The 12,121-nt window shown below is 62.7% G+C and carries 9 protein-coding genes and 1 tRNA gene; 7 read left to right on the top strand and 3 right to left on the bottom strand.

The features are described from left to right. On the top strand, nt 1-464 hold a 464-nt coding region (locus JWQ89_RS06405), incomplete at its 5' end, for a helicase-related protein (protein WP_299639412.1). A gap of 39 nt (nt 465-503) precedes the next feature. Here JWQ89_RS06405 and JWQ89_RS06400 read toward each other — a convergent pair. Genes JWQ89_RS06400 through glmU form a run of 3 tightly spaced genes read right to left on the bottom strand, consistent with a single transcriptional unit; the run spans nt 504 to nt 4,088 of the window. Continuing rightward, a complete protein-coding gene (locus tag JWQ89_RS06400) occupies nt 504-890 on the bottom strand; it encodes a DUF2237 domain-containing protein (protein WP_299639410.1) in 387 nt (128 codons plus the stop codon). Further along, complete coding sequence (gene glmS / locus JWQ89_RS06395) at nt 883-2,709, bottom strand: glutamine--fructose-6-phosphate transaminase (isomerizing) (RefSeq protein WP_299639408.1); 1,827 nt, start codon at nt 2,707-2,709, stop codon at nt 883-885. Before glmS ends, JWQ89_RS06400 begins: the two co-directional genes overlap by 8 nt. A gap of 11 nt (nt 2,710-2,720) precedes the next feature. Next, nucleotides 2,721-4,088 carry a bifunctional UDP-N-acetylglucosamine diphosphorylase/glucosamine-1-phosphate N-acetyltransferase GlmU gene (glmU, locus tag JWQ89_RS06390; RefSeq protein WP_299639406.1) on the bottom strand — a complete coding sequence of 456 codons (1,368 nt, stop codon included), beginning with the start codon at nt 4,086-4,088 and terminating at the stop codon, nt 2,721-2,723. A 132-nt stretch (nt 4,089-4,220) separates the two neighbouring features. Here glmU and JWQ89_RS06385 point away from each other — a divergent pair, with 132 nt between their 5' ends. From JWQ89_RS06385 to JWQ89_RS06360, 6 genes are all read left to right on the top strand, one after another. After that, the gene (locus tag JWQ89_RS06385; RefSeq protein ID WP_299639404.1) at nt 4,221-5,009 is read left to right on the top strand and encodes a hypothetical protein; all 789 of its coding nucleotides are present in this window, start codon (nt 4,221-4,223) and stop codon (nt 5,007-5,009) included. A 79-nt stretch (nt 5,010-5,088) separates the two neighbouring features. Further along, nucleotides 5,089-5,163, top strand: a tRNA-Lys gene (locus tag JWQ89_RS06380). A 495-nt stretch (nt 5,164-5,658) separates the two neighbouring features. Next, nucleotides 5,659-7,809: an anti-phage ZorAB system protein ZorA gene (zorA, locus tag JWQ89_RS06375; protein ID WP_299639402.1), complete on the top strand. Its 2,151-nt coding sequence runs from the start codon at nt 5,659-5,661 to the stop codon at nt 7,807-7,809. Next, nucleotides 7,806-8,705, top strand: coding sequence for an OmpA family protein (locus tag JWQ89_RS06370; RefSeq protein ID WP_299639400.1), 900 nt, complete (start codon nt 7,806-7,808; stop codon nt 8,703-8,705). Before zorA ends, JWQ89_RS06370 begins: the two co-directional genes overlap by 4 nt. Beyond that, a complete protein-coding gene (locus JWQ89_RS06365) occupies nt 8,695-10,113 on the top strand; it encodes an EH signature domain-containing protein (RefSeq protein ID WP_299639399.1) in 1,419 nt (472 codons plus the stop codon). The genes JWQ89_RS06370 and JWQ89_RS06365 overlap by 11 nt, the downstream gene beginning before the upstream one ends. Then, on the top strand, nt 10,110-12,121 hold a 2,012-nt coding region (locus tag JWQ89_RS06360), incomplete at its 3' end, for an SNF2-related protein (RefSeq protein ID WP_299639397.1). The genes JWQ89_RS06365 and JWQ89_RS06360, both read left to right, overlap by 4 nt.

The following is a 12,121-nucleotide window of genomic DNA, read 5'->3' as shown; positions in this document are numbered from 1 at the left end:
CCACCACGGTTATCGAAGTCGGCGTCGACGTCCCCAACGCCACCATCCTGATCATCGAGCACGCCGAGCGCTTCGGCCTCGCGCAACTCCACCAGCGTCGCGGCCGCGGCGGCCGCGGCAGCCAGCGCTCCGCTTGCCTGCTGCTTTACAAGGACCCGCTGAGCGAAACCGCCAAGGCCCGGCTCGAGACCATCAAAGGCACCGAAGACGGCTTCGTCATCGCCGAAAAGGATCTCGAGCTGCGCGGCCAGGGGGACGTGCTCGGCACCCGCCAATCCGGCATGCCCGGCTACCACCTCGCCGTCCCGGACGTCCACCGTCACCTGCTCGAATGGGCCCACGAGGACGCCAAGAACGCGCTGACCCGCAACCCGGGCCTTGCCGGCGCGGAAGGAGAAGCGCTCCGCACGCTGCTGTATCTGTTCCGCAAGGACCTCGCGATCCCGCTGCTCAGGGCGGGCTAGAGCACTAGCCTCTCCCAGCGCCTGTGCCCCCCACGCCCCTCAATCGATCGCGTACTTCCTCAACACATCGATCCCGACATACCGTAGCACCGACTGATGCGTCGCCTTGAGCACCACGCGCGGCGCCATCCCAGCCTCCAGCGCCTCCACCCAGCGCAGCGCGACAAGGCACCAACGGTCACCGGCCTTCAGCCCCGGAAACGCATATTCCGGAACGGGCGTACTGAGGTCGTTGCCTCGCGATTTCGAGAACGCGAGGAAGGCATCGGTCATTTCCGCACAGACCGTATGCCGGCCCTCGTCTGCCGGGCCGGTGATGCAATTGCCGTTGCGGAAGAACCCGGTGACCGGGTTCGCCGAGCAGAGCGCCATGGGTTCGCCGAAGACGTTGAGCTCCGGCTCCTGCTCGAAGAAGGGCTTATTCAACCGTCACGCTCTTGGCGAGGTTGCGCGGCTGGTCCACGTCCGTGCCCATGAAGGTCGCCGTATGATAGGCCAGCAGCTGCACCGGGATGGTCGCGAGGATCGGCGCGACGAAGCTCGCGACCTTGGGCAGCACGACCACATCGGCGACCCCGTGGCCGACAATCTTCTCGCCCGCCTCGTCGGTGATCACGATGATCTTGCCGCCCCGGGCCGCGACTTCCTGCATGTTGGAGAGCGTCTTCTCCATCAGCTCGTCCGACGGCGCTACCACAATTACCGGCATCAACTCGTCGACCAGCGCGATCGGTCCGTGCTTCAGCTCCCCCGCGGCATAGCCCTCGGCGTGAATGTAGCTGATTTCCTTTAGCTTCAGCGCCCCCTCCAGCGCGATCGGGTACATCTGACCACGCCCGAGATAGAGTACGTCCTTGGCCTTGGACAGGCGCTTGGCAATGTCCTCGATCTGCCCTTCGAGCGCCAGCGCCGAAGAGATGGCGGCCGGCAGCCCGGTGAGGCTCCGCACCAGCTCGGCCTCCTGCTCCCGCCCGATAGTGCCGCGAGCAACCCCCGCCGCGATGGCAAGGCTGGCGAGCGCCGTCAGCTGGGCGGTGAATGCCTTGGTCGACGCCACCCCGATCTCGGGGCCACACAGCGTCGGAAACACCACCTGGCTTTCCCGCGCCATGGTCGATTCCGGCGAGTTCAGCAGCGAGGCAACGTGCTGGCCTTCCCTCGCGCAATAGCGCAGCGCCGCCAGCGTGTCGGCGGTCTCGCCCGACTGCGAGATGAACATGCTCAGCCCGTTCTTCTCCAGCGGCGGCTCGCGATAGCGAAACTCCGAGGCCACATCGACATCGACCGGCAGCCGCGCATAGCGCTCGAACCAGTATTTCGCGACGACCCCGGCAAACGCCGCAGTGCCGCAGGCCGAGATCGTCAGCCGCGACAGGCTGGCGAAATCGAACGGCAGCGTCTCGCGCAGCGCTACCCTCTCGGCCCCCATGTCCACATAGTGGCTCAGCGTGTGCGACACCGTCTCGGGCTGCTCGTAGATCTCCTTGGCCATGAAGTGCCGGTGGTTGCCCTTGTCCACCAGCAGCGCCGAGGCGGCCGAAACCAGCATCTCGCGCTGCACGATCGCATCGGAGCCGTCACGGATGGTAACGCCGCTCTTGGTCAGCACCGCCCAGTCGCCATCGAGCAGGTAGCTCAGCCGCGAGGTGAACGGCGCCAGCGCCATGGCGTCGGAGCCGAGATACATCTCGGTCGCCCCGTACCCGATGGCCAGCGGCGCACCGCTGCGGGCGGCGATCAGCAGCGCGTCCTCGCCCTTGAACATGAAGGCCAGCGCAAACGCCCCGCACAGCTGCTTCAGCGTCCGCGCCACCGCCATCTCGGGATCGAGCCCGCGATCCAACTCGCGGGTAACCCACAGCGCCACGGACTCGGTGTCGGTCTGCGTCTTGGGCAGGTACCCGTCCTTGGCGAGATCAGCGAGCAGCTCGCGGAAATTCTCGATGATGCCGTTGTGCACCACCGCGACCTTGTCGGTCGCATGCGGATGGGCATTGCCCTCGGTCGGCGCGCCATGGGTGGCCCAGCGGGTGTGGCCGATGCCGATATTGCCGGCCAGGGGCTCGAAGCTCAGCTTCTGCGCCAGGTTGCCGAGCTTCCCCTCAGCCCGGCGACGGCCGATCTCGCCGCCATCGAGGGTCGCGACGCCGGCACTGTCATAGCCGCGATATTCGAGCCGCTTCAGCGCATCGACCAGCCGCGGCGCAACCGGCTCCGTGCCGATGATCCCGACAATGCCGCACATGTGAGGCTCCCCTACTGGCCGGACGATCTGGCCGATTTGGCTCGCTTGATGGCTTCGGCGCGTGCCTTGAGCTTGGGCGCGTAACCGGCCTTGTTTTCCTGCCGGGCGCGGCCGATGGCCAGCGCGTCCGGTTCGACGTTGTGGGTGACGACGCTGCCCGAGGCGATATAGGCGCCGTCGCCGATGGTCACCGGCGCCACCAGCGATGAGTTCGAGCCGATAAAGGCGTTCGCCCCGATAGTGGTCCTGGACTTGTTCACGCCATCATAGTTGCACGTGATGGTCCCTGCCCCGATATTGGTCTTTGAGCCTATTTCGGCGTCGCCGAGGTAGCTCAGGTGCCCGGCTTTCACGCCGTCGTGGATGATGGACTTCTTCACCTCGACGAAGTTCCCGAGGTGCACGTCCCTGCCCAGTTCCGCCCCCCCGCGGATGCGGGCGAACGGCCCGATCGAGGAGCCCTCGCCGATCCGAACATCCTCGATATCGCAGAAGGCCCGGATCTCGACGCCATCAGCGATCTTCACGCCGGGCCCGAACACCACGTTCGGGAAAATGGTCACGTCGCGGCCGATCTCGGTGTCGTAGGAGAAATACACAGTCGAGGGGTCCTTCAGCGTTACCCCGGCGCGCATGAAATCGTCCCGGCGCAGCGCCTGGAACTGCGCCTCGGCCTGTGCGAGCTTCCGACGATCGTCGACCCCGATGACCTCGTTGGCGTCGGCCTCCACCACCTCGATCCGGCGCCCGTCGGCGTTAGCCAGTTCGATCGCGTCGGTCAGGTAGAACTCGCCCTTGGCATTGGCATTGCCGATGCGATCGATGACCGACCGCAGCGTCTCGGCGCGAAAGCCCATGATGCCCGAGTTGCAGAGCCCGATCGCGCGCTCCGCCTCGCTCGCATCCTTGTGCTCGCGGATCGCCAGTAGCCGGCCGTTCTCGGTTATGAGCCGCCCATATCCAGTCGTGTCGTCGGGCCGAAACCCCACAACCACAATATCGGCCCCGGCATCGAGCCGCGCCGTGATGCCCGCGAGCGTCTCATCGGAGACCAGCGGGGTGTCGGCATAGAGGACGATCACATTACCGCTGGCGCTGCCATAGGCCGTCTCGGCCTGCCTTACGGCGTGGGCCGTGCCCTTGCGATCGACCTGGGTCGAGAACGTCGCCTCAGGCGCCAGCGACGAAACCATCGCCTCGACAGCCCCGTGCCCAGGCCCGATCACCACCGAAATCGCCGAGGATCCGCTGCGGACCACGGTGCGCACGACATGCCCGACCAGCGGCAGCCCACCTACCTCGTGCAGCACCTTCGGCACGGCCGAGTGCATCCGGGTGCCTTCGCCCGCGGCCAGGATGATCGACAGCAATTCAGTCATTGAGGGCCCTCGTCAGGGTCATCGTTTCCCCCGTGTTTATGGCAGCAAATTGTTGGGAATCCGATAACGCGGTTACGGAGTGGTAAACTCATTAATGAGCCTGATTCGTAAGGCTCTAGGGGGACAAGACTTTTGGCGAAGGCAGTCGACCAGTTCCGCCAGGCGGACGTCACCATGTGGGGCATCGCGGCGCTCGGCATCTGGGCCGTGGCTATCCTCGGCGCGAACCTCTCGGCATTGGTCCCGGCCAGTGTCTTTGGAGCGCTTCATTCCTCGCGTCTGGAGGGCACCACGCTCAACCAATTGCGGACACAGGTGTCGAGCCTGGTGGAAGAGACGGCGCGCATGAAGCGCGAGAACAACCAGCTGCTGCAGCGTTTTACCATGAACGAGGAAGCTGCCGGCGCCGTGACGCAACGGGTCGGCGCGCTCGAGATCAGCGTGCCCAAGCTCATCGAGGAGGCGCAGGCCAAGGATCCGGGCGTCGACGCGATCGCCACCGGCTCGATCGAGGACGGCAAGACTGTGACTTTCGAGACCGAAGGCGGCACCGTCGCGGTGCAGCAGCGACCGTTGGTGCCGGGCTCGAACGACGTGCAGCTCAAAGTGGTCCCGCTGACCGGCACGAAACCGCCGGCAATCGCCCCCGATGGCTCGTCGCCAGGCATCGCCCTCGGCTTCCCGGTGCAACCCGACACCGCCGAAGCGCAGTGGCAAGAACTGCTGGCGCAGGTCGGCACGATGCTGGTCGGGCTGTCGCCCGTCCTGGCAGATCAGGACGGTACCGACGGCAAGATCCTCGTCGCGGGCCCGATGATCGACCGCGCTTCCGCGATCGAACTCTGCGCCCGCCTCGACCAGGTAGGCGTTCCCTGCGAGCCGACCGCGTTTGCCGGCAAACCCGTACCGCTGCTGAACTAGCGCCCTGCCCCGCTCGCGATAGCAATTGACAGCAGGGGCACAATGCCTATGTTCCGCCCCGATCCGCCAAGCGATCCGGGCGCCCGTAGCTCAGTGGTAGAGCATCCGACTTTTAATCGGATGGTCGATGGTTCGAATCCATCCGGGCGTACCAATTTTCCTAGTGATTACAGCGGTACCTCACCAGCCACACTTGGTCGGTTGAATTCTGTGTCCGTGCGATGTCAGCAAAAAGCCATGACAATCGCGCTCGGCGACACCGGCAAAATCGCTCGAGGGCGCTCTGGCTGACACTCGCATAGGGCCGAGACTGATAGCCGAGGCTGATAGCTGTTGATTGCGGCCGTCACCTCCTCTATGCGCCAAAGCTCAACATCAGAGAAGAGTCCGACCTCTGGGTAGCCGACCGCGTCCTGGCCTGGTGGCGCTTGCAAGCCGATCGGCGTCACGCCGCGCTACACTGGAAGTGACGCGCGATGACGAGCACTTTGCGGATAGCTGCGATATCAGGTGCGGACCTTAGCTTCCAGCGCATCGGCGATGGCGCGGTAGTTCGCTACGCCAGTGGACACGATATCTTTCGCGCGCGAATAGTGCGTTTAGTCGGTGCGCGTGAGTGATAGTTGGTGCGTGCGCGCAGGGGGTGACGATGCACTATTTTCGGCGATTGGCCTGGAACGGTCTGTTTCGATGTGTCTGCTTCTGGCTGATAGTGTTCGGTACTATCGCTCTTTGCGACGCGCTGGTGCCCTTCCTCGACATCACAGCAAATATCGAAATATTGGGTTCAGCGGTCGCCAACGCCTCGGCCGGCAACGGCGCGGCCGCGGCTGAAGCGATCAGCAAACCGGCGTTCGCAACGTCTCTGGCGTGGTTGTTGGTCGCCGCCGGCCTGGGCCTGCTTGCCGCCTTCCTGATCATGCACGCAGTTGCGGTTCGCCTGTCGTTGCTGGCGGCGAGGCGGATCGTGGCGAAATACAAGGATAGAAAGGCCTTCGCGAACGCTTATGATGCAGAGGTTTACCCAAGGCTCTACCGTCATCCGCTCATCGGGCATGCGTGGAAAGAGTTCGACGAGACGCTGCTCAAAGACGAGCAGGCGGTCGACGGCGTCATTGGCAACACCGTCCGCCCCCAGAATTTCATCAGCTATGTGCAGGCTCGCGAAAGACTCACCGGCCTAAAGATGCTGGGCAGCATCTCTGGTTATTTTGTGGGCGTGGGATTGCTTCTCACGTTCATCGGTATCGTGCTGGCTCTGGGCACGGCAGGACCGGCCGTGAACAGCGGCAATGTGGAGGCCATGCAGAAAGCCATGGCGCACCTGCTTGAAATCGCATCGTTCAAGTTCACGACGTCAATCGCCGGTCTGGGCGTCTCCATCATCTTCGCGATTGTGGCAAAGCTTATCGTCGTTTGGATAGAAGGAGCATTCACGCGGTTCTCAGAGGCGGTGGAACACCAGCTCCGCTACACCGCGCCGCAATCCATCACGGCAGAGATGAACGCGGTGGGGAAAGAGCAGCGCGATCAGCTCAAGGAGATCAATAGCGATCGCTATTTCACCAAGCTGGCCGATGTCGTGGCGCCGCTAATCGGCGCTGCGATGGAACGGGCGCTGTCGCCTGTAACCACCGGCATCGGTTCGGCGATCGAACAGCTCAAGGCAACCAGTCAGTCGGGGGTCAGCGACTTACTCAAGGAGTTCTCGACATCGGTGCAGGGCAGCGCGGGCACGGAACTTCGCGAACTCGGCGAGACACTGAAGCAGATGCAATTGACGTTGAGCGAAACCAAGCGCGGGTTGGAGGGCACTGGCGAGGATTTCGCTCGGCGCATGTCAGAGGCGGCCGAAAATCTCAACAAGCTTGTGCGCGATGCCGGCCGCAGCCTCGAGGGGAGCGCTGAGCAGAACCGAGCCGGGCTCGAGGAGGTGGTTTCGGCGCTCAGAGAGACGTTCGAGAAGGCGAACAGCAGGCTCGATGCTGACCTGGGCAACGCTGCTTCCGGGGCATCATCCAAGGTGGAAGAAGCGATGGGCCGAGTGATGGTTCGGCTTGAGGAGCAGCTGGGTGCCCTGATGTCCGGGCTCGAGGGCTTCCAGGCGAGTTCGATCAGCAATATCACCGAGGTCCGCGAGCATGTGCTGGGCGCTCAGGCCAGTGCCGTGTCTAATATCTCCACGGCGTCGGCGGAGGTATCGAAAGCACTCGACGACGGCCTGCGCGGCGCGATGCAACGCATCGCCGATGAGATCGACCGCTTCCAGAAAGCGATGAGTTCTGGGGAATTGGCACTTTCCCATCAGGCAAGCGCCATCGGCGACGCCACCAGCCAGACTCGCAGTGTCGCCGACGCATTCGCGCGCACAGCCCAGGATGTACGGGCAGCAGCGGCGCCGCTTGTGCAGTCCGGCGAGCGCGTAGCTCAAGCTTCATCCGAAATGAGCCAGGCGATTACGCGCAGCGCGGCGGGACTCGAGACAGCCAACAGTGCTGCAACTAGCTTGTCGAACGCGCTTACCGAGCAGATTGTCCGGCTGGGTGACATGTGGGCTGGATACAAGGAGCAATTCGATAAGATCGACGAAGCCTTGGCAAACGCTGTCGGCAAGCTGGCGGAAGCCACCGACGGGCAATCGGAGCGCCTCACCGAATTTGCCCGCAGAATGGACAGCGAGCTCGCAAACGTGATGACGCGCCTGCAAACCTCAATCGAACAGATAAGCGAAAACACCACTGACCTCGCGACCAGTGTCGAAGAACTTACCAAGGGCCTTTCGCGCGAGGCCGCTGAGTGATTGACGAGGGGACGCAGGGACCGGCGACGACGATCCACGGCGAAGAAGACGAAAACTATTTCATCTCGATGACCGACATGATGGTCGGCGTCCTGTTCATCTTCATCATCTTACTCATGGTCTTCGCGCTGAATTTCCGCCAGCAGACGGATACCTCGGAAGAGCGCATCAAGCGGCTCGAAGCCGTCGAACGTCAGGCTGAGCAGGCGACGGAGAACCTGACTCAGCTCCAGCAGCAAGTCCGTGACAGCGTCGAGGCGATCAGGAAGGCCAACGACGTGAGGCGCGAAATGTTGGAGGAGATTAAAGCAGCGCTGGCGCAAAAAGGTCTCGAGGTGGAAATCAGTACTGGAAGCGATATCCTCAGGCTCCGAGACAAAGCGGTGCGCTTCGCGCTGGATGACCCAAATCTCTCAGCAATGGCGAGAGGCAATGTCGCTATTGTCGCCTCGGTACTCGCTGAAATCCTGCCTAGCTATACCCGCGAAAGCAGGGGCAGTGCTGTTACGGTGGAGACGCTTTTTCTTGAAGGCCATACCGACAAGCAGGGGCCGGAGCTCGACAATTGGCGATTGTCCACAGCTCGCGCCGTCAACACTTATATCAGCCTGATCAGCGCCGAACCGGCGCTGGAAAGCCTTACAAACGTCACCGGCCAAAGGGTGATTTCCGTTTCCGGGTACGGCGAGACGCGTCCAATTCCGAGCATCTCGGACGACGACTACGACGCACAACGCCGGATCGACCTGCGCTTCGTGATGAAGATCGACAATCAAGACAACCTGAACGAGGTGCAGGCGCTGACGGAGACGATGGCGCTCGAACTCAACGACCTGACCGAGGCGGTGAAAAGGGCGCGAGATGACGCGCCGAATGGTGCCGCAAATGTCCAATAATCTGCGCGACGCCTGCATTGGTATTGTTCGCCAAACGGGAGCTATCGCTCCTCGGCTTCCCGAGATGCTGGCACTGCAGAGACTTGGAGCGAAGCTCGCAGAAATGCCGGCAATGGAGGGGAGCTACCGGCCGAGGGATCCCCGGCAAGTTGCGGCAGAGATTGCCGGCGCAATTCGAGCGGGCAAGTCGCTCTCGAGGCGGCAGGTTCGCCAGGCGCCATGGTGTCTGTGGACCCAGGAAACACAACTCGCAGCTGAAGCCGATCTACTCCTGCCGCTTCTCGAAGCCATCGCCAGAGCCGAGAGGGCAAGTCCGTTCCGGTCGCTGGCGTCGGCCTACGTCGACAGCTTTCGTGCAGAGTTGCCGGGACTTGACGCGACGGCACATTGCCTCATCCAGCTCTCGAAGAAATGGGGTGGGCATTGGGGACAGTTGCAGGAAGAGTTCGGCCTCTTCGATCCCGAGACCGGCCCAAAGCGGCTGGCCGCCGCCGTGATCAACGAGGACCGGTCCGCGACCGAAATCCTTCGCGATCGAGGTCTGCAGGCGATGGGCGCACAGGGCGGCTATGCCCGCGCCGTCACCGCGGCCTTACTCTCTGCCCTCGCACGAGGGAGCGAGCCGGACCACATGAAGCGACTAGGCAAAATTCAGCGCTACGCGCTGAGTGAGGGCGGCAATCCCCTGTTCGGAGAGCAGCTTCCCGATATCGCGGAAGCGCTGTTGCGGCCATTCGAGCGGGTGAGCCCCGACAATCCCATCCGGGACCGGTTCCTGGACCTCATCCTCAAACTTCTCGGCGACCCACGCCTTCGGCCTGGCAAATGGATGCTGGTCCCGCCGGTGCTGAGGGCAATCGTTGCCGGGTGGCTGACCGAGCAATCGCTACGGCAGTTTCTCGATATCGTCGACGAGATCGCGGTCGAACACATGTGGAAGTACAGGCGGGCCTTTTGGGAAGGCGTCTACGAGCACTATCGCTCAAAGGGCCTGGATGTTCAGGTTTGGGTTGCCTTTGGACGGGTGGGGACCAACCGGGTACGGGCGACTTTTGGACGTAATGTCAGCTTCGCTGAGCTCAGCCAGTCCGGCAAGTACGTAAAACCGACCCACGCGGTGCTCTTGATGAAGGTCGCCGACTGCCTCATTGCCGACTGGAACGACAACGGAAAATGCCACGTCTGGTCATCGGCCGATCAACCCGGCGCGCCAAGAATGTTTGATCCTCACTACGGCTCCAATGACGTCCAGATTTTTACCGGGCAAGGTCACCATGAGACGGCCGATGAGCTGACTTGGGGACATGGGGGATCGGAAGGGCTGAGTTGGCAGCACAAGATCGCCGATCGCCTGCAGCAACTGATCGGCATCCGGATACCGGAGGCGGTTTACCGATTGCGTCAATGACCACTGCTTTCGTGTTCTCGCCATCCGCGCAGGGCGGCACGATCGCTCTCATAGAGAAGCGAATGTTAGGGCCAAGGCCGGTACCCGTCGACATGTGGCATACAGCGCCCGAGTCTTTGGCGCCGGCTGTGCGCTATCTTAAGCGCCTGATCGATAGCGGGGGGGCGTCGATCCAGGGCACTGAAGTCACCGTGACGACCGATGCGCTGCTGTCGGTACCAGCAAGCATCGCCACCCTGCTGCAGACGCCTGCCATAGCGCCGCTATCGCTGAGCCTGTCTCTCAATGGTAGGGTCGAAACTTCAGACGGTGCAATCACGGCGAGCTGGTACGATACGAATTTCCGTCGATTGACGCCGAAGCGAACGGGAATGTTCGTCGGTTTTGGCCAGGAAACTGGCCGGCTCGCAACACCCGTGTATCATCTCCTCGAGGCAATCGACGCCTACAACGCCACACTGGGGCAGCCTCCCGAGCAACGGCTTCCGAGTTGGCTCGCGGTCCAGCAGCGCCTCGAGCCGCTCACGGGAACGGCGGTGAAGGCAGACAAGATCCTGCAGAACCTGCGAATTTACCAGGCCGGGGCGTTCGCGCTGGACATCAAGCAGGCGGTTGGCGCGCCGATTTTCGATCCAGTGCTGATGGTATCCGCTATGCGCGCCAGCCTTGAAGACGAGACCATCGCTCCAGAGGGCAGCGGCGGTGATGGCATGGAGTTGAACCTCAAGGACAACGAGGAGCATGCCCTGCTTGCGCCCCACCAGCACGCCGAATTCCTGAAGCAGTTCAATGCCGATGGGCTGGGTACGCGGCCATCTTACGTGGTTGCCCGTAACACCTACCTCGTGATCGAACCTGAGTTGCAATCCGCCCTCAACGTCGTCAAACGGCTGCGTCGGGCGCCCGATAGCGAGCGTCGCGCGTTCTTGCGAAATCCACGCACCTACATAGCCGAGGCGTTACCGGATGCCGGGGAGGCAATCGGCACCATCTTTGTCGAGACCCGCCAATACTCGGAACGTGTTGTCGGACTAGGAATATGGGAGAAGCCAAAGCTCGATTGGCTGATGCGCAAGGGCCAGGGGTGGTTGCCGGAACGCTTCGTGCTGCGCGTTGGATCGAAGGACCTGGAGGTCGACGCCAAGGGTGTCGAAGAGCTTGCTGCCGCAGCAGATTCTGCGGCCAGTGAGGGTCGCGAGGACATCCGCTATCGCGGCGAGACATTCTCCAAGGACGACGTGGACGCGGCGCTGGCCAGACTGCGGGACATGGAGGCCGCACCGCCGCATTTTGACCGAAGCGCCGAGGAGGCAAAACTTTCCGAGGACCGAAACGTCCTCTTGATGAACGACAACATCGAGGAGACGGGCTTTGCCGCCGGCGTTACGCCCCGGCCGCTGTTTGCCCAAAAACTCTGGCCCTCGGATGCGGTGCGGACCGTGCCGAAGCCGCACCAGACGACTGGCTTCGGTTGGCTCGTCGATGCCTGGACCTCCGGTCTGCCCGGGGCGTTGCTGGCCGACGACATGGGACTGGGCAAGACAATGCAGGCATTGGCATTCCTCGCGTGGTTCCGCAGCAATCGCCACGCGGCGGGCGCTGAAGCCAAGCGCTTCCACGGCCCTATCCTGATTGTTGCACCCACTGCCCTGCTCCGCAACTGGCAGAAGGAGGCCGAGACGCACCTGGTCCCCGATAGTCTGGGCGAATGTGTCGAAGTTTTCGGATCCGGTCTCAACCGACTGAAGGCGAGAGGTCCCGCCTCGCCCGAGGACGCACTGGATGTCTCAAGACTACGCGACTCCGACTGGATTCTTACCACCTACGAAACGCTGGCGAATTTCCACCGGGCATTTGCCCGAGTTGCCTATTCGGTCGCGATCTTCGACGAAATGCAGAAGATCAAGGCGCCCGACACCATCAACACTCACGCTGCCAAAGTGATGAACGCCGACTTCGTTCTCGGCATGACGGGCACCCCGATAGAAAACCGGATTGAAGACATCTG

The organism is Devosia sp., from assembly GCF_028290645.1.
In the GTDB taxonomy this organism is placed as follows: Bacteria; Pseudomonadota; Alphaproteobacteria; order Rhizobiales; family Devosiaceae; genus Devosia_A.
This window is presented reverse-complemented; position numbering and strand designations above follow the sequence as displayed.

What these genes read in the sequence shown, in the direction of transcription:
- glmS (WP_299639408.1), bottom strand. Translation starts at nt 2,709, where the DNA reads ATGTGCGGCATTGTCGGGATCATCGGCACGGAGCCGGTTGCGCCGCGG.
- glmU (WP_299639406.1), bottom strand. Translation starts at nt 4,088, where the DNA reads ATGACTGAATTGCTGTCGATCATCCTGGCCGCGGGCGAAGGCACCCGG.
- zorA (WP_299639402.1), top strand. Translation starts at nt 5,659, where the DNA reads ATGCACTATTTTCGGCGATTGGCCTGGAACGGTCTGTTTCGATGTGTC.
- JWQ89_RS06365 (WP_299639399.1), top strand. Translation starts at nt 8,695, where the DNA reads ATGTCCAATAATCTGCGCGACGCCTGCATTGGTATTGTTCGCCAAACG.